Source organism: Haladaptatus sp. HS23, from assembly GCF_056892285.1.
The window spans coordinates 164205-180902 of sequence record NZ_JBXGLH010000009.1 but is presented as its reverse complement, the minus strand read 5'-3'; the positions used below and the strand labels follow the sequence as shown (position 1 = coordinate 180902).

Below are 16698 nucleotides of genomic sequence, written 5' to 3'. Positions count from 1 at the left end.
TCCGCTATTTCACCGACGCCTCCGTGTTTTGAAGCGTTCCTGTTTCACAACGTATCCTGTGACTTGCACTACTCGAGGCGCGCTTCCCCCGGTCCACGTCCGCGTGACCCGCGACTGGAACCGCAATCCCTACCTCACCCCCACCTCCACCTACTCCCATGCAACTGGGCGTCATCGGTTTGGGGCGAATGGGTCGAATCGTAGTGGACAGAACGCTGGCTGCTGGACACGATATCGTCGCCTACGACGTGGCCGAGGAGGCCGTCGAGTCCGCGGCCGAGGCGGGCGCGCAACCGGCGGATTCGGTCGCCGACCTCGCCGAGCAACTGGGCGAGGAGAAACGGATTTGGTTGATGGTACCCGCCGGGGAACCGGTTGACGCCGCGCTCGAAGACTTGGAACCGTACCTCGACGGCGACGACGTGGTCGTGGACGGCGGCAACTCCTACTTCGAGGACTCGGTGCGCCGAGCGGAGACGACTTCGGCGGCGTATCTCGACTGTGGAACGAGCGGCGGCCCGGCGGGTGCCGAACTCGGCTTCTCGCTGATGGTCGGCGGACCCGAGTGGGCCTACGAGGAACTGACGCCCGTCTTCGACGCCGTGGCAACTGGACCGGACGGCCACGACCGGATGGGCGAGTCGGGGTCGGGCCACTACGTCAAGATGGTTCACAACGGCGTCGAGTACGCGCTGATGCAAACCTACGGCGAAGGGTTCGAACTCCTCCACGAAGGCCGGTACGACCTCGATTTGGAGACCGTTGCCCGAACGTGGAACAACGGCGCGGTGATTCGCTCGTGGCTCCTCGAACTCTGCGAGGAGGCGTTCCGCGAGGAGGGCACCGATTTGGGCGACGTGGCCGACCACATCGCTGGCGGTTCGACCGGCACGTGGACGGTCCAAGAGGCGCTCGAACAGGAGGTCCCGGTGCCGCTCATCTACGAGGCGCTTTCCGAGCGGTTCGGCAGTCGTTCGCCCGCCGAAGGTCGCTTCTCGCGGCGACTGGCGAACCGACTCCGGTACGGTTTCGGTCGACACGAAGTCGCGCGGGACTGAGCGGGTTCACTCTCCACTTCGGGCGGATTTTCCTCGCCGGTTTTTTCGCGTCGTTACCCCTTGGCTCGGAAAGTACGCGTGGTCTTGCGGGAGTTCTGCGTCCGAAAGGGATTCCCACGTGTTCTCCTTCCGATGACGCCACGCGTCCGCGTCAATCACAATGCTGTTAAACCACCGTTCCGTAGCCACCGCCATATGGTAAACGAACTGGGTCTGGGACTCGGGCTACTACTCGCCCTCATCGTGGTGGCTCTGCACTACACGAAGGGTACAGAGTGGCGAATCGCGGACGACATCTCCCAAGAAGTGCTCGACCAGCGGGCGGCGAGCGTTCCCGAAACCGACTTCCCCGAACCGATGAACCGGTCCATCGGTGGTGGCGGTGCAGTCGCCATCGGCGGCGGCGCGGAAGGCGAACTCGCGGGTGAAGGTGAAGAGGAAGAGGATACGGGCTTCGACCCGTCCGCAATCCCGGAGGACGAAGTCGAGTACTTCGAAGTCGAGTACGTCAACGAAGGCGAAACCATCGAAGTCGCCAGCAACGAGACCATCCTCGAAGCGGGTGAAGACGAGGGCTGGGACCTTCCCTACTCCTGTCGGGAGGGCCAGTGCCTGTCCTGTGGTGCGAAACTCGCCGATGGGGAACCCGACGACATCGTCCACAGCAACAACGATACGCTGAGCGACGACGAACTCGAAAAAGGGTATTTCCTCTCCTGCACCGCGTACCCACAGGCGGACATCGGCGTCGAGACGAACGAAACGCCGTAACCACATCTCTCGCTTTCATCTCGGGGCTCCGCCCGACGTATCGACGTTCTACTCTATCTCCCGACGGCTAGCTTTTCGACAGGAACGATAGTCAGGATGGCGGAGGCACAAAACTAAAGCCCTTCTGCACGAAGGAACGGTTGAGGGCGCGTAGCTCAGTGGACAGAGTCCTTGGTTCCGGACCAAGATGCCGCGGGTTCAAATCCCGTCGCGCCCGCTCATTCTGTGACGAACGGACGTGAGGAACGAACGAGCGAAAGCGTGGGATTCTGAAGTAGACCGAGGTTCTGCGCGGAGCGCAGGTTCCCGGGCGTGGTTCAAATCCCGTCGCGCCTGCTCATTCTGTGACGTCTGTGAACCCCAACTGGACCGAGTAACGCCGTTCCCACTCGCCGATATCGCGCTTCAGGGGGACGCTACTCGGTTCGTAGCTGGTAATTACTTAATTTTTCGGCCGTTGTGGTTGGCGTATGCCCTTCGAGTGCTTTCCAGAATACGCGGTCCGCAATCCGTCCCAGTGTCCTATCGTCCGTCAGGTTTCGCGCCACGAATGGGTAGCACGAACCGAGGAGGGGCGCTTCGCTTCCGGTCCGACGCCCGCCAGTGCCATCGCACGACTGAAACGGTAACTCCCCGTGGCGACGCTGTCCGCGAAACGGCGTTTCGATCGAGATATCCGTTCGGAGAGCAGGGCATCGCGATGTTCGAAACGACGTGTTAAAATCCGCTTAGTAACCGTTTAACCCACTGATGAACCCGTTCCAGTCATTTGCCCGTTTCGACCGTGTACGGTCTTCTATTCGGTATCGAGACGAGCGAACGCCGACCGGCGCGTCGAGCGGATTGCGGCACATCTTACCGACCCGTTTGCGATTCGAAATATTGAAACGGACCTATTTCGTTTCGAAAGTACGATGACCAGCACACAGCCCAGTAGCTCTATCACGGACGGTGGGCTGGTGCGACCGATGTTCGAACTCGCGTGGCCGATAGTCGTCATTCAACTGCTGCAGGTGATGTACAACGTTGCGGACACCTTCTGGTTGGGTCGACTGTCGTCCGACGCGGTCGGTGCGATGAGTATCGCGTTTCCGCTCATCTTCTTCCTCATCTCCGTCGCGGGCGGGTTTACGACGGCAGGGAGCATCCTCGTCGCCCAGTTTACCGGTGCGGACAGCGAAGGGTCGGCGGGAAAGGTCGCGGGCCAAATCCTCACCTTCGTGTGCCTTCTCGCCATCCTCCTCGGTATCATCGGGTACTTCCTCACCGACCCGATGCTCGCGTTGATGCCTTCACAGGGGGCGACGACCGTACAGGTCGTTCCGCGCGCGCAGCGCTACATGGAGACGTACTTCCTCGGACTGCCGTTCCTGTTCGGCTTCTTCGTCTTCACGTCCCTGATGCGCGGATACGGTAACACGCGCACTCCGATGCGGATAATGATGGTCAGCGTGGCCGTCAACGTCGTCCTCGACCCGTTGCTCATCTTCGGCTTCGGGTCGCTCGACGGCATGGGCGTCCAAGGTGCAGCGCTCGCCACCATCTCGGCACGCGCCGTGGCGAGCATTCTCGGCCTGTACGTCCTGTTTTTCACCAGCGCGGGACCGACCGTTCGACTGGACGACTTGGTTCCCGACTTCGGTCTCATCTGGAAAATCGTCCGCATCGGGACGCCGAGCGCGCTCGAACAGTCCACGAGTTCGCTCGCGATGATTTCACTGACGGCGATGGTCGTCCAGTTCGCGCCGCCCGTCGTCAGCGCCTACGGCCTCGGGAACCGCCTCGCGTCGCTCGTCTTCCTCCCCGCGATGGGGTTGGGGCGCGCGACGAACACCATGGTCGGGCAGAACCTCGGGGCGAAGAAACCGGACCGCGCGGAGCGAGCGGTTTGGCTCGCGGCGAAGGTCGGTGCCGGTGTGATGTTCACCGTTGCAATCGTTGCATTGCTGTTTCCACGTCCGATAGTCGGCGTTTTCATGGCGACGGGAACCCAGCAGGCGGACGCGACCATTCGACTCGGCAGCGAGTATCTTCGGATTCGTTCCGCCGAGTTCGCGTTCATGGCGGTTTTACAGGTCCTCCTCGGCGCGTACCGTGGCGCGGGGAACACGAAACTGGCGATGGCCTTCTCCATGATAACCCTCTGGCTCGGCCGCGTCCCGGCGGTGTATCTCCTCGCGTTCGTCCGCGATATGGGACCCACTGGCGTCTGGGTAGGCATGGCCTTCGGGAACATAATCGGTGCCATCGTCGCCGCGCTGTGGTTCACTCGCGGCACGTGGAAGCGCACGGTTATCGATGAACCCGGCGTTACGGTCGCCGACGGCAAAGGCGAATAACGATTGGCTGTCCGGTTTAAGAGTAACATAATAAAATGATTGGAGAGTGTAGGTACCCCCAATGAGTCTGGCGACCGTCGCACTGCAAGATGACACCCCTTGCTTGGCGAACGAAACGAAAGCCGCGGGTCGAAACTACTGCCTGGGTGATAAAAAATGAGCAACGTAGACGTTCTTCTCATCGGAATCGACGCCGGATGTCTGCCCGTTTTCGAGCGCCTGTACGAAGACGACGTTATCCCGAATATCCGCTCTATCTGCGATGGCGGGGTTGCCGCACCGCTGGAATCACAGATGCCGCCGTGGACGCCGAGCGCGTGGCCGTCGATGTACACCGGGGTCAACCCCGGAAAACACGGCGTCTGCGGGTTCGTCGCGTACGACGGATACGACTTTCACGTCGTCAGCGGCAGCGACGTCGAGGAACACGCCATCTGGACGCTGTTGGACAAACACGACCTCACGAGCGTCGTCGTGAACGTCCCTGTGACTCACCCTCCGGACGAAATCGACGGAGCGCTCATCCCGGGATTCATCGGTCCCGAGGACCCGCGCTGTCATCCCGAGGGACTGTTGGAGGAGGTGCGCGACGCCATCGGCGAGTACCGCGTCTACCCGACGTACTCCCGCGAGGAGTCCGATTACACGGACGCACAGAAGATGGACGAGTACACGAGTCTCGTCCGAATGCGCGGCGAGGCGTTTCGCTATCTGGCCGACAAACACGAACCCGACTTCGGCTTCGTCCAGTTCCAAAAGCCCGACACCGTCTTCCACGAGTTCGACGGCGACTGGGACAAGGTAAAGACCGTTTACGAGGAGACGGACAGACAGGTCGGCAAACTCCTCGAAGAGTGTGACCCGGACACCGTCTTTATCGCGAGCGACCACGGCATGGGACCGTACGAGAAGTACGAGTTCCGCGTCAACGAGTTCCTCCGCGACGAGGGCTACGTGAAGGCCCGAAAGGGCGGCCGCGGAATGCCGTCGTGGAACCCGATTCAGGACGAACTCCGGGAGGGGAAGGACACGAAGACGTGGGAACCGAACACGCTCGAACGGATGGCCGCGAAGGCGGCCCAGTTCGGTTTCACCGCCCACCGGATTCGAACCGGGTTGGAGAAGGTCGGACTCGCGGAAATCGCGAAGCAGTACGCGCCGAAGAACGTGGCGCGGACGGCCAACGAGCAGGTCGACTTCCCGAAGTCGGCCGCCTACATGCGCGCCCGAACCGAACTCGGCGTGCGAATCAACCTCCAAGGACGCGAACCGAACGGCATCGTTCCGCCGGACCGGTACGACGAGGTTCGGGACGAGTTGATAGAGAAACTCAGCGGGGTCGAAACCCCGGACGGCGAACCCATCTTCGGTGAAGTCGCGCCGCGCGAAACGTACTTTCACGGGAAGAACGCGGACAACGCGCCGGACATCGTGACGATTCCGAACGAGATGGGGCAGTTCCTCTCGGCACAACTGCTCGGCGAGTACTTCGCGCCGCCGACGGAGCCGTGGAATCACAAGCTCGAAGGTATCGTCGCCGCGAAGGGGGAGGGAATCGACGCGGATTCGATGCCGACCAAGGCGCACCTCTTCGACGTCGCGCCGACGGTCATGTCAGCGCTCGGAATCCCGTACAGCGACCGGATGGACGGCAGCGTCATTCCGATAGTCGAGGACGCCGGCGCGCAGTCCTACCCCGCCTACGACGAGGGTGACTCCGTTTCGATGGAGGAGGACGCGGACGTCGAAGAGCGATTGGCGGACCTCGGCTACATGCAGTAACTCCGGACGGCCGCCTTTCTTATTCCGACGACTGTCGAACCCAACTCTGGGTTTCAATGAACACGAACGATTTGCCGGGGGAAGACGCATCGCTCTGGCTAGAGACGACGGACGGGACCGACTACGATTCGCTCGAAACTGACCTCGACGTCGACGTCGCAATCGTCGGCGGCGGTATCGCCGGCCTCTCCACCGCCGCGGAACTGACGGGGTCGGAAAAGACGGTTGCCGTCCTCGAAGCCGACCGTGTCTGTTCCGGCGTCACGGCGCGGACGACGGCCAAACTGACGAGCCAGCACGGATTGAAATACGACCGGATTCGGTCACGGTTCGGGCGCGAGCGCGCCCGACAGTACGCGGCCGCCAACGAGGCAGCCATCGAAACCGTCGCCGAACGGGCGACGACTATCGACTGTGATTTCCAGCGACGACCCGCCTACACATACGTCTCCGACGAGAACGACCGAAAGGACGTGCGGCGCGAAGTCGGTGCCGCCCACAGCGTCGGCCTTCCCGCGTCGTTCGTCGAAGAAGTGCCGACCGTTTCGGACGCGGTGGCGGGGGTTCGATTCGACGACCAAGCGCAGTTCCACCCGCGAAAGTACCTCCTCGGCGTGGCGGAGGAAGTATTGGAGGGTGGCTGTGACATCTTCGAAGGGACGCGAGTGACGGACGTTCGGGCGGGTTCTCCGTGCGAAGTCGAGACGGAGGGTGGAACGGTAACAGCCACCGACGTCGTCCTCGCGTCACACTTCCCGATACTGGACCCCGCAGGTTACTTCGCTCGAAACTACCCGAAACGGTCGTACGTGCTGGCCGTCCGGACGCGCGACCCGAAACCCGAAGGGATGTTCTACCGGTCGGGCGAACCGTACTTCTCCGTCCGGCAACACGAGACGGAGGGCGAATCGTTCCTCCTCGTCGGCGGGCAGAATCACAAGACTGGACAGGGCGGTTCGACCGCGGACCGCTATCGAGCGCTCGAACGCGAGGCGAGACGACGGTTCGACGTCGAGGAAGTAGTCTACCGGTGGTCGACGCAGGACTACCGTTCGGTGGACGGCGTGCCGTTCGTCGGTCCCATCGCGCCGTGGCGGAAGCACATCTACGTCGCCACGGGGTTCGGCGGGTGGGGAATGTCGGGCGGTATCGCGGCGGGTCGTATCCTCGCCGAGGAAATCGCGGGCGACGGAAGCGAGTGGGCCGACGCGTTCGACCCGGGACGACTGCCGCCGCTGTCGGACCTTCCCTCGCTCGCCGGGGAAAACGCGAACGTCGGGAAACACTTCGTCGAGGATTGGCTGTTGAAACCGAGTAAAGCGGGAGCATCGCTCGCGCCGGGCGAGGCACGGGTCGTCCGTGAGGACGGAGCCCCCGTCGCCGAATACCGGGACGAGGACGGGGAACGCCACCGCGTCTCCGCTATTTGTCCGCACTTGAAGTGCGTCGTCGAGTGGAACGACGGGGAGCAGTCGTGGGACTGTCCCTGTCACGGGTCGCGTTTCGATTACGACGGTACCCTTCTCGATGGCCCTGCCGTTCGTGACCTTCCGAAGGAATAGCAGCCACGGGACAGAACACATCTGTCCATTAGTGGATTCTTGTGGCCATTGGAGTAGATTTATGTTCATGGGGCCGGTATCAGTCTCCCATGTCTCAGCAGAACACGACGGAGTTCGGGACGTTCGGCGGCCGTCACGTCCCCGAACCGCTCGAAGAACCGCTCGAAGGGTTGGCACAGGCCTACGACGAGATTTCGGGGACGGAGAAGTTCCAACGCGAGTTCGGACGACTGCTCGAATCGTTCGCGGGGCGGCCGACGCCGCTCTATCACGCGGAACGACTCTCGGAGGCGTACGGTGCACAGATTTATTTGAAGCGGGAGGACTTGCTCCACGGCGGCGCACATAAAATCAACAACTGTCTCGGACAGGCCCTGCTGGCGAAGCAGGCGGGAAAGGACCGACTCATCGCCGAAACCGGTGCGGGTCAACACGGCACCGCCACCGCGATGGTCGGCGCGCTCCTCGACATCCCCACCGAGATTTACATGGGGAAAAAGGACGTGGAGCGCCAGAAGATGAACGTCTTCCGTATGCGTCTGATGGGTGCGGAGGTGAACGAAGTCACCCGCGGCGACTCCGGATTGGCCGATGCGGTCGACGCCGCGTTGGAGGACTTCGCGCACAACGTGGACGACACCCACTACCTCGTCGGCAGCGTCGTCGGTCCCGACCCGTTCCCGCGGATGGTCCGCGACTTCCAGTCGGTCATCGGCGTGGAAGCGCGACGCCAGATTCAGGAGGAGACGGGAGAACTGCCCGACGCGGCGGTTGCCTGTGTCGGCGGCGGGTCGAACGCCATCGGCCTCTTTCACGCGTTCCGCGACGACCCCGTGGAACTCTACGGCGCGGAAGGCGGCGGCGAAGGGTCGGATTCGACCCGCCACGCGGCCCCGCTGGCGAACGGAAAGACCGACATCCTCCACGGGATGCGAACCCGCATCCTGAACGACGACGTGGAGGTCCACTCCGTCTCGGCGGGACTCGACTACCCCGGCGTCGGCCCGGAACACGCCCAGTTCCGCGAAACCGGCCGCTGTGAGTACACCGGCGTCACCGACGACGAGGCCCTCGCCGCGTTCCGCGAACTGAGCGAGTTGGAGGGGATCATCCCCGCGCTCGAATCCAGCCACGCCGTCGCGCTGGCGAAACAGCTCGCAGAGGAGCGGGACGAGGACGACGTGATTCTGATCAACCTGAGCGGACGAGGCGACAAGGACATGGAACAGGCCGCGGAGCTGTTCGACCTCGGCAACTGAGAAAAATCGCGGTTCGAACCCCGATTGCGGGACGTTTACCCGTCAACTCGTCACGCTTCCCGACAGTCCGGGCATCGGCCCTCCTCGACGTATATTTCGAGCAATTGTTCGCCCACTCGACACATCGTTTCAATATGTCTTCCTCTTCCACGTTCGTTCACGCCGCAATCGAAATCCGATAGAAATAGTCGTATCGGTTTGGCTAGTGTTAGAAATCCACAAGCACTACGTCGCTGTACGTCCCGGTGTTGCCGTTCTCGGCACGCTTCACTGCATCGGTGGCGTCCACGAAGCCGCTCCCGATGTTCCACGGGGTGTAGCCGCCGTGTACGTCTTCGGCTTCGGCCGTGAGCGTGTTGAGCAACTCCAACGGGCCGATGTCGCCGCCGTTGTTCTGTCGGTACGCATCGACGACGAGCGTGGCGATGCCCGCGGTCATCGGTGTCGCCATGCTGGTTCCGCTGATGGTCGCATACCAGAGTCGACCGTCGTCCGGGCTTTCCGCTTGTAGCGCATCGGCGGGTGACATCGTGCTGACGATCGCGTTGCCGGGTGCGCCGATACCCGGACGATAGATGCCGTAGGGGCCGGAACTGCTCTCCCCGGCGTGATAGGCCGTGAGGTTGTCGAGTGCGGTCTTCCTGCCCCAGTTGTCGGGCGTGTTGGTGCCGTCCTGTTTGCGCCCGCGGGAGGAGAAGTCCGTGACGTGCTTGTCGTCCTTCGTCGCTGCGACGCCGAGAACGTGCGGTGCTTTCGCGTACTGGTTGAGGGTGTTCGTCCCCGGTCCGCTGTTCCCCGCCGCAAATATCGGCAACAGTCCCGTTCGGTAGGCCTGCCACGTTGCGACGTTGAGGGCTTGGTCGGGGTGGAACACTTCGCCGTTCGAGGAACCGTAGGAGTTCGATACGATCTTCACGTCGCTCTTCCCGCTCTGGACGCGCGACAGGAGGTGATCATATGCCGCCGCCGCTTTCACGACCAACAGGGTGGCCCCCGCGGCATACACCGTCAAGTCAACATCCGGTGCCATCCCTCGGAACTGTCCGTCGCTTTGGGTCCCGTCGCCCGCAATCGACCCCGAGCAGTGTGTCCCGTGTCCGATCGTATCGGTATCCGCGATACTCGCCCGGGCCCACAACGTCGGCGAGTCGAGGGGGTTGCCGACCCACTGCCAGTTCGCAACGAGGCTCGATTTGAGGTCCGGGTGGTCGCCGTCCACGCCCGAGTCGATGACCGCCGTGTGGACACCGTCCCCCGTGTAGCCGAGGTCCGACTGTACGTCATCGACGCCCGTCACTTCGCGGCTATCGTCGTTGTAGTAATTCAACTCGACGTTCTTCTGCACGTATTTAACCGATTCCCAACCGGCCACCGACTCCAACTGATTCACTGACAGTTCCGTATAGCCGATGGGAAGCACCTCGAACTTGTGATAGCCGTTCGTGAGATTCAGCGTTCCGAGTCGGTCGACGTCGTCGTTGCTGTCGAACACGACGAGGGATTCTTGCAGTGCATCCGTGGTACGGTCGAACGCACTGTCCAAAATTCCGCCGCCCGCCGTCGCCGTCGCGCTGAGCGGAACCACGGACGCAACTGCCGCCGCCCCGGTCGTTTTGAGAAATCGTCGCCGATGTTGTGATTTGTTATCAGCCATCCCGATTTCCGGTCGGTAATAAATAAACTAAAATATTGTTGCCGATGATTGAAAATTGGTTTTTGCTGTATTGTTTTGGGAAAGTAACTGACAGGGTGTTCGACTGTCTGTTACTCCAGATTCTCGCCCTGATAGTCGCCGTCGTAGGTTTCGTCGTGGTCCGCCTCGGCGAAAACGAGTTGCGCGATGCGTGCACCGCGTTCGAGTTCGATGTCGTGGTGAACCTGCAACAGTCCCTCTCCTTTGCCCTTGTAGCCCGCATCCCAAACCGCCGTGTTGAGCATGCAGGAGTTCCGCATGAGCGACGAACGGGGGTACACGAAGCCGACGTGTCCGTCGGGTATTTCGATGGTTTCCGCGTACTGGACGATGTAACCGCCCTGAGGAAGGTAGTAGTTCTCCGGCGATTTCTCGGTTATCTGCTCGGACTCGACCTGCTGGCGGTCGCCGATCTCCTTGCCGTTGCGCCCGATTCGGCCCGAGTCCCGCTGTTCGTACACCGTTTCCAGCGTCAAATCGACGCCGTTCGGTTGCACCTGCTGCCGCCTGACCTCCGAGACGTGTTCCGCGACGAACGTTCCGCTCTCGAACATAGACGGACGGCGTGTCCGAGATGGTATAGCCGTTACCGTTCTCGGGCAGTTCGGGTGACACTCACTCGCTCACCCGTATCCGTCTTTTACTCCCGTCGTTCGACCGTCCCGACGGTCGCTCCGTCCGCCGCGTCGAGTTCGTCGGTCCGAACAACCTCGGCGCGGGCGTCCGAACCCAAACGCACGTGGTCGCCGACGACCGTCCCGACGTCGACGTGGTCGAGTGCCACGTGGTCGCCTTCGACGCGTTCCGCCCGAAGGAACCCGTCGGGCCGATGTCGGGCGACGACGACGGAATCCCCGATGAGATGTGAAACCACCGAGTCGGACACGAGGTCGAACTCGATGTCGTCCGCCTCGATGCGTCCCGCTTCGATTGCACCGCGAATCCTGACCGTCCCTGCCTGCATCGTCCGGGCTTCGACCGCACCGGACGCCTCGAACCCGTCGGCTTTCACGTGTTCGAGCTGCACCGACCCCGAACACTCGAACGCATCGGCGGCGGTCGTTCCGGTCGCCGACAGCGACCCCGAGACGGTGATATCGGCCGTCGTCACGTCTCCATCGACGTTCGTCGCCCCGGAGACCGTCATCGAATCCCCGTGAAAATCGCCCTGCACAGTGGTCGCGCCGGACAGCTTCGCCCGCTCGACCCGAACGTCGCCGTCGACGGTCAGTACGCCCGAAACGTCCAACCGGTCCGCGATAACCTCGTCGTACGTCGCGATTCCCGAGACCCGAACCCGCTCGTCGTGCCCGCTTTGTGTGTGCATCGTTCACGGTGTTCCGTGGGGTGTCTCATAAATCTATGCACTAACTGTGAGTACTATGTGAGTTGGATGTGATTTGAGTGTGTGATTTATGGAAACCGTTATGCTTCTCGGGCTGGTAGTCGGTTTCATGAGTCGAGATATCCGAATCTCAATCGACGACGACGAGGTGTTCGAACGGCTGAAACGGCGAAAGCGCCAACTCGACCTCTCGTGGGAGGAGGCCCTCCGTCGCGGATTGGAGCGCGGACACGGTGGACACTGGGACCTTCACGGCGAGAACCCACACGCGCGCTCGCCACGAGGGATGTCTCCCCCGTCGGGACACGACTCCCGAAAGCGCCGTCACGGTCGCGGTCGTGGTCGTGGTCATGGCCGTGGTCGCGATAACCGAGACAAGGGGTACCCGAGCCCGTTCGACCCCGATTTCGGCGACCGACTTCGACGCGAAATCGAGGAGTCGGTACAGGAGTCGATGCATTCGGTCGAAGAGTCGATGCACGCCGTCGGCGAGTCGGTAGGTGCCGTCGGAGAGGGATTAGGCACCGAAATCGACCGACTGGAGGACGCGGAAGACGCCGTCCTCTCCTTCCCGTTTCTCACCGACGAGCGAGCGCAGGTACCGCTTCGGGTGAATCTGAAGACCAGCGCCGACGGGTTGACCGTCGACGTCGTCGCGGTTCGTCGCGGCAAGAGTACCGGGGAGACCAACCGGTTCGCCGACGACCAACGGGCCGAGATAAACCGCTGGCTAGCGGAAGGGAAGACCGTTCGACTCGAACTGCAAAACGGAACCGAAGCCTACGACGTCGTTCCGGCGCTCTCGTGGAGCCGCGCCGACGACGGAACGCCGACCGTGACCGACGTCGAAATCGCCGACGTTCGGTTCGACTGACGGTCGCGTACCCACCGTTTTGGTCCCTTTATTTTCGCAATGATTGCCGGACGAGAGCCGAATTTACCACGAATGATGAAAACGTAAACACGCGGGATTTATACCTTCGGAGGGTCGATATTCGTCCGATATGGGACAAACACTGACGGAAAAGATTCTCGGCGACCACCTCGTCGAGGGCGAACTCGAAACCGGTGAGGAGATCGGAATCGAGATCGACCAAGTTCTCACACAGGACACGACTGGGACCCTCGTGTGGCTCCAGTTCGAGGCGCTCGACATGGACGAGGTCCAGACCGAGATCGCCGCGCAGTACTGTGATCACCAGACCTACCAGTTCGACTTCAAGAACACGGACGACCACCGCTTCCTCCGCTCCGCGGCGGGCACGTTCGGTGCACACTACTCCCGTCCGGGTAACGGTATCTGTCACAACGTCCACAAGGAGAACTTCGCGGCACCCGGCAAGACGATGCTCGGGTCCGACTCCCACACCCCGACCCCCGGTGGTCTGGGTGAACTCGCTATCGGTTCCGGCGGTCTCGACGTCGCAGTCGCCATGGGTGGCGGCCCGTACTACATCGAGATGCCCGAAATCGTCAGCGTTCGCCTCGAAGGCGAGCTTCCCGAGTGGGCGACCGCGAAGGACGTCATCCTCGAGATGCTCCGTCGCTTCTCCGTGAAAGGCGGCGTCGGCAAAATCTTCGAGTACACCGGCCCCGGTGTCGAGACGCTCTCGGTCCCCGAGCGAACGACCATCACGAACATGGGCACGGAACTCGGCGCGACCACCTCCATCTTCCCGACGGACGAGAAGACCGAGGAGTGGCTCTCCCGACTCGGCCGCGAGGACGAGCACGTCGACCTCCAGCCCGACGACGACGCGGAGTACGACGACGAAATCGTCGTCGACCTCTCCGACCTCGAACCGCTCATCGCACAGCCGTCCATGCCCGACAAGGTCGTCCCGGTCCGCGAAGTCGCAGGCCAGTCGGTCGATCAGGTCATGATCGGTTCCTGTACGAACGGTGGCTACGAGGACATCCTCCCCGCCGCGAAGATGCTCGAAGGCCGCACGGTCGACCGGAAAACGGACCTCATCGTCGCGCCGGCGTCCAAGCAGGCCTCCGAGATGCTCGCCCGTGAAGGCTGGGTCGCGGAACTGATGGCGGCAGGAGTCAACTTCTCCGAGGCGACCTGCGGTGCGTGTATCGGTATCGGCCACGTTCCGGCGTCCGATTCCGTCTCGCTCCGTACCTTCAACCGCAACTTCGAGGGTCGCTCCGGTATCGAGGACGACTCGGTCTACCTCTGTTCGCCCGAAGTCGCCACGGCGGCGGCCATCAAAGGCGAAATCGTCGACCCCCGTGACCTCGCCGACGAACTCGGCGACCTCGATGCACCCGAGTTCGAACTGGGTGACAACTACGGAACCAGCGCCGACGACCCCGACCTCATCTCCCCCGACCAGGCCGTCGACGACGAACTCATCAAAGGCCCGAACATCGGCGACGTCCCGCTGAAGGACGAACTCGATTCCAAACTCGAAGGCCCGGCCCTGCTCAAGATGCAGGACAACATCACGACCGACCACATCATCCCGGCGACCCAGGACATCCTGATGTACCGGTCGAACATCCCGAAACTCTCCGAGTTCACGCTCTCGCGCGTCGACGACACGTTCGCACAGCGCGCGCTCGACGCCGACGGCGGCTTCCTCGTCGCCGGCGAGAACTACGGTCAGGGTAGCTCGCGCGAACACGCGGCCCTGTGCCCGATGTACCTCGGCGTGGAAGGCGTCCTCGCACAGAGCTTCGCCCGCATCCACAAGGCCAACCTGTTCAACTTCGGTCTGATTCCCCTCGAAATCAGCGAGGAGGACTACGAGAAGTTCGAACAGGGCGACGACGTCGAAATCGTCGACGACGTCGCGGAAGCGGTCCGCTCCGGTCAGGAAGAGTTCACGGTTCGCGTGAACGACGACTGGGAACTCACCGCGACCCTCGACGCCTCCGAACGCGAGCGCCAGATTCTCGCCGACGGTGGCAAACTGCCGCACACGAAGAAGCAGGTCGAAGGCGGCGACGCGGCGGCCTCCGCGGACGACTAACGACCTTTTACGACGGTCAAGGGTTCGCAGTCGCGTGCCGTAGCGCGCGACTGCGAACCGTCTTCTTCACGGCTTCGCCGTGAAGGAACGAGAGAGCGAAGCTCTCTCGCATTCCCTGTAAAAGCTCGACCAAAAGCACTCCTCTTTCATTTCGCATTGGAAGAGCTTCGCTCTTCCATGCTCCATTCAATCGTCGGCCCGCTCACTTCGTTCGCGGTGAGTGTGCTAATTCTAACGGTTGGTCGGCCTGCTACCAAACCAGCAGTGTGACATTCTACGAGCAACTGCAAGCGACACACCTGCCAGCGGTCAGCTGTTCACCGGAAAATCTTCGATTTTCCGGGTCAAGGGACCCCCGACGGAGCGACTGAAAGGAGCGACGAAAGGAGGTGACGCTGTGCTTTTAGTCCAGCTTTTACGACGGGAAGTGACGCCGCTGGCGCACTTCCCGTCGTAAAAGGTGATGGTTGGGGGTTGATGTTTTAGTCGTGCGCGTCGAAGGGCCACTCGTGACTTCCACAGCGAGCGAGACGGGTTCGATTTCGATTCGCCCCGCAGAGGAAGCCGACTTGCTCGCCATCTTCCGCATCGAGAAATCCTCGTTCAGTCAGCCGTGGCCATTCGCGGCGTTCGAGCGATACGTGGACGAACCGACGTTTCTGGTCGCCACGGACGGGATGAAAATCGTTGGCTACGTCGTCGCCGACATGATTCCGAACCACGGCCGGGCGCTCGGCCATATCAAGGACATCGCGGTCCACCCGTCGCGCCGAGGAGAGGGAATCGGGAAAAAACTGTTGAAGCAGGCGCTTTCCGGCCTTCACGTGCGCGGAACGTACAGCGTCAAATTGGAGGTGCGGGCGAGCAACGACCCCGCGATTTCCCTGTATCAGGAGTTCGGGTTCCGGTATCTGCGGACGATACCGCAGTATTACGGCGACGGCGAGGACGCACTCGTGATGATAGTCGAACTCGACTGACCCGCGGACTGAACGGTTTTTCAGTGCGGACGCCATACATCGGTCCATGGGATATGCGTGTCCGGTGTGTGAGACGCCACAGTCCGACGGGGAGCACCTCGCCAACCATCTCGCCTTCGCGGCCATTCTCGGCGATTCGGACCACGAATCGTGGCTCGACGAGTACGCGCCGGGATGGAGCGAGGAGGGTCCCGACGAACTCGCACCGCGAATCACGGAGTTCGCGGACGAAGAGGAGTACCCGCAGGTGTTCGAGGATACGGTTCACGACCACGGTCACAGTCACGGCCACGGGAGCGGCGGATTGGAGGACGAACTCCAGCAGACCGGTGGCTACGGTCGGGACGCGAACATGGGCGCGGACGCCCAGCAGATAATGGCAGAGGCGCGACAGATGACCGAACGGATGTTTGACGACGAGGAGGACGCCGACGACGCGGCCAACGCGGACGACGAATCGAAGGACGAAAACGAATAGTTTCTTCCCCGAGAACTACTCGCCATGGAGACACACGGAATCTTCGCTCCGGAGACCGAAGGCGCTGTCCGCGAACAGTACGAGGACGTCGGACCGGTCGCACAGACCGTCGTCAAGGAGACGGCGAAAGCGATGGACTTCGACCGCGAGGAGTACGGCGAACGCGTGACGGGCGACGTGGTTGAGACGGCACGGGACGCCCTGTTCGCCTCGCTCCTCGAAATCAAAACTGGAACGCGTGACGAATTCGAGGCGGACGTTCCCGACGGGTTCGACGTTCACGTCGAGGGAAGCGACAACGTCGATAACGTCGCATGGCACGTCGCTCCGGCGGCGGAAACGGCCGTCGCGGCGACCTACCAGCAAAAGGAGGAGGCGGCGATTGCAACCCTCCAACGCATCGCCTTCGGCCGGGTGTACCGGGACATCGTTTAATTGGTTCCCGCC

Annotated in this window: 15 protein-coding genes and 1 tRNA gene; 13 read left to right on the top strand and 3 right to left on the bottom strand. The window is 62.1% G+C overall.

Annotated features, from left to right (window positions below):
* Positions 1-158 precede the first annotated feature (158 nt).
* The 8 genes from gnd to trpB all read left to right on the top strand — a co-directional run bounded on the left by gnd (position 159) and on the right by trpB (position 8771).
* Positions 159-1058: a phosphogluconate dehydrogenase (NAD(+)-dependent, decarboxylating) gene (gene gnd / locus AC1XDK_RS21975; RefSeq protein WP_483352110.1), complete on the top strand. Its 900-nt coding sequence runs from the start codon at positions 159-161 to the stop codon at positions 1056-1058.
* A 195-nt stretch (positions 1059-1253) separates the two neighbouring features.
* Positions 1254-1829 (top strand): 2Fe-2S iron-sulfur cluster-binding protein, encoded by a 576-nt coding sequence (locus AC1XDK_RS21970; RefSeq protein ID WP_483352109.1) that lies wholly within the window; start codon positions 1254-1256, stop codon positions 1827-1829.
* A 144-nt stretch (positions 1830-1973) separates the two neighbouring features.
* Positions 1974-2046: transfer RNA gene (locus tag AC1XDK_RS21965), tRNA-Arg, on the top strand.
* Positions 2047-2299: 253 nt separating this feature from the next.
* On the top strand, positions 2300-2458 hold the full coding sequence (locus tag AC1XDK_RS21960; protein ID WP_483352108.1) for a hypothetical protein: 159 nt from the start codon (positions 2300-2302) through the stop codon (positions 2456-2458).
* 285 nt (positions 2459-2743) lie between these two features.
* The gene (locus AC1XDK_RS21955; RefSeq protein WP_483352107.1) at positions 2744-4168 is read left to right on the top strand and encodes an MATE family efflux transporter; all 1425 of its coding nucleotides are present in this window, start codon (positions 2744-2746) and stop codon (positions 4166-4168) included.
* Between the two features lie 156 nt (positions 4169-4324).
* Positions 4325-5950: an alkaline phosphatase family protein gene (locus tag AC1XDK_RS21950; RefSeq protein WP_483352106.1), complete on the top strand. Its 1626-nt coding sequence runs from the start codon at positions 4325-4327 to the stop codon at positions 5948-5950.
* A gap of 56 nt (positions 5951-6006) precedes the next feature.
* Entirely contained in the window at positions 6007-7512 is a 1506-nt protein-coding gene (locus AC1XDK_RS21945; RefSeq protein WP_483352105.1) for an FAD-dependent oxidoreductase, read from the top strand.
* Between the two features lie 89 nt (positions 7513-7601).
* On the top strand, positions 7602-8771 hold the full coding sequence (trpB, locus tag AC1XDK_RS21940) for a tryptophan synthase subunit beta (RefSeq protein WP_483352104.1): 1170 nt from the start codon (positions 7602-7604) through the stop codon (positions 8769-8771).
* A 208-nt stretch (positions 8772-8979) separates the two neighbouring features.
* Here trpB and AC1XDK_RS21935 read toward each other — a convergent pair whose 3' ends face one another.
* The 3 genes from AC1XDK_RS21935 to AC1XDK_RS21925 form a co-directional block, all read right to left on the bottom strand.
* Complete coding sequence (locus AC1XDK_RS21935) at positions 8980-10425, bottom strand: S8 family serine peptidase (protein ID WP_483352103.1); 1446 nt, start codon at positions 10423-10425, stop codon at positions 8980-8982.
* 110 nt (positions 10426-10535) lie between these two features.
* The gene (locus AC1XDK_RS21930; RefSeq protein WP_483352169.1) at positions 10536-11045 is read right to left on the bottom strand and encodes a deoxyuridine 5'-triphosphate nucleotidohydrolase; all 510 of its coding nucleotides are present in this window, start codon (positions 11043-11045) and stop codon (positions 10536-10538) included.
* Positions 11046-11104: 59 nt separating this feature from the next.
* A complete protein-coding gene (locus tag AC1XDK_RS21925) occupies positions 11105-11791 on the bottom strand; it encodes a hypothetical protein (protein ID WP_483352102.1) in 687 nt (228 codons plus the stop codon).
* A gap of 127 nt (positions 11792-11918) precedes the next feature.
* Between AC1XDK_RS21925 and AC1XDK_RS21920 the strand changes: the two genes are divergently transcribed.
* From AC1XDK_RS21920 to AC1XDK_RS21900, 5 genes are all read left to right on the top strand, one after another.
* Positions 11919-12683 carry a hypothetical protein gene (locus AC1XDK_RS21920; RefSeq protein ID WP_483352101.1) on the top strand — a complete coding sequence of 255 codons (765 nt, stop codon included), beginning with the start codon at positions 11919-11921 and terminating at the stop codon, positions 12681-12683.
* Positions 12684-12813: 130 nt separating this feature from the next.
* Positions 12814-14793, top strand: a complete 1980-nt coding sequence (locus AC1XDK_RS21915) for an aconitate hydratase (protein ID WP_483352100.1) — start codon at positions 12814-12816, stop codon at positions 14791-14793.
* A gap of 509 nt (positions 14794-15302) precedes the next feature.
* Complete coding sequence (gene rimI, locus AC1XDK_RS21910) at positions 15303-15773, top strand: ribosomal protein S18-alanine N-acetyltransferase (RefSeq protein WP_483352099.1); 471 nt, start codon at positions 15303-15305, stop codon at positions 15771-15773.
* Positions 15774-15819: 46 nt separating this feature from the next.
* Positions 15820-16251, top strand: a complete 432-nt coding sequence (locus AC1XDK_RS21905) for a DUF5810 domain-containing protein (RefSeq protein ID WP_483352098.1) — start codon at positions 15820-15822, stop codon at positions 16249-16251.
* Between the two features lie 24 nt (positions 16252-16275).
* Entirely contained in the window at positions 16276-16686 is a 411-nt protein-coding gene (locus AC1XDK_RS21900) for a DUF5809 family protein (RefSeq protein WP_483352097.1), read from the top strand.
* Positions 16687-16698: the final 12 nt, after the last annotated feature.

Coding starts and splice junctions, on each gene's coding strand:
- AC1XDK_RS21935 (WP_483352103.1), bottom strand. CDS start 10,425: ATGGCTGATAACAAATCACAACATCGGCGACGATTTCTCAAAACGACC.
- AC1XDK_RS21900 (WP_483352097.1), top strand. CDS start 16,276: ATGGAGACACACGGAATCTTCGCTCCGGAGACCGAAGGCGCTGTCCGC.
- AC1XDK_RS21925 (WP_483352102.1), bottom strand. CDS start 11,791: ATGCACACACAAAGCGGGCACGACGAGCGGGTTCGGGTCTCGGGAATC.
- gnd (WP_483352110.1), top strand. CDS start 159: ATGCAACTGGGCGTCATCGGTTTGGGGCGAATGGGTCGAATCGTAGTG.
- AC1XDK_RS21970 (WP_483352109.1), top strand. CDS start 1,254: ATGGTAAACGAACTGGGTCTGGGACTCGGGCTACTACTCGCCCTCATC.
- AC1XDK_RS21915 (WP_483352100.1), top strand. CDS start 12,814: ATGGGACAAACACTGACGGAAAAGATTCTCGGCGACCACCTCGTCGAG.
- AC1XDK_RS21955 (WP_483352107.1), top strand. CDS start 2,744: ATGACCAGCACACAGCCCAGTAGCTCTATCACGGACGGTGGGCTGGTG.
- AC1XDK_RS21950 (WP_483352106.1), top strand. CDS start 4,325: ATGAGCAACGTAGACGTTCTTCTCATCGGAATCGACGCCGGATGTCTG.
- AC1XDK_RS21960 (WP_483352108.1), top strand. CDS start 2,300: ATGCCCTTCGAGTGCTTTCCAGAATACGCGGTCCGCAATCCGTCCCAG.
- AC1XDK_RS21920 (WP_483352101.1), top strand. CDS start 11,919: ATGAGTCGAGATATCCGAATCTCAATCGACGACGACGAGGTGTTCGAA.
- trpB (WP_483352104.1), top strand. CDS start 7,602: ATGTCTCAGCAGAACACGACGGAGTTCGGGACGTTCGGCGGCCGTCAC.
- AC1XDK_RS21945 (WP_483352105.1), top strand. CDS start 6,007: ATGAACACGAACGATTTGCCGGGGGAAGACGCATCGCTCTGGCTAGAG.
- AC1XDK_RS21905 (WP_483352098.1), top strand. CDS start 15,820: ATGGGATATGCGTGTCCGGTGTGTGAGACGCCACAGTCCGACGGGGAG.